This window comes from Aerococcus sp. L_32, from assembly GCF_050689315.1.
Window position 1 is genome coordinate 1 of the sequence record NZ_JBOEQF010001237.1, and the last position, 538, is coordinate 538.

1 protein-coding gene is annotated in these 538 nt (G+C 41.4%); it reads left to right on the top strand.

Features of this window, described 5'->3' with window-relative positions; all coding sequences use genetic code 11:
* On the top strand, positions 1 to 538 hold a 538-nt coding region (locus ACRCJ0_RS19105), incomplete at both ends, for a pyruvate kinase (RefSeq protein ID WP_431391786.1).

The following is a 538-nucleotide window of genomic DNA, read 5'->3' on the forward strand; positions in this document are numbered from 1 at the left end:
TAAAATCGAAAACCAGGAAGGTGTAGATAACTTAGACGATATCTTATCTGTATCTGACGGTTTAATGGTTGCTCGTGGTGACTTAGGGGTAGAAATCCCAGCTGAACAAGTCCCAGTTGTACAAAAAGACATGATCCGTAAATGTAACTTAGCTGGTAAACCAGTTATTACAGCTACACAAATGTTAGATTCAATGCAATCTAACCCACGTCCAACTCGTGCAGAAGCATCTGACGTTGCTAACGCAATCTTTGATGGTACTGACGCAATCATGCTTTCAGGTGAAACTGCTGCCGGTGACTATCCAGTAGAAGCAGTTCAAACAATGAACCGTATTGCATTAGTAAGTGAAGGACGTAAAGAAGCGAAAACTGACATTGGTTCATTAAAACCAAGTACAGAAGGTGACATGGCAGAAGCAATCAGCCAATCTGTTGCTTACACTGCTCGTAGCTTACGCGTTTCAACAATCGTTGCAGCCACTGAATCTGGTCACACAGCGAAAATGATTTCTAAATATCGTCCAAGTGCTAAAATT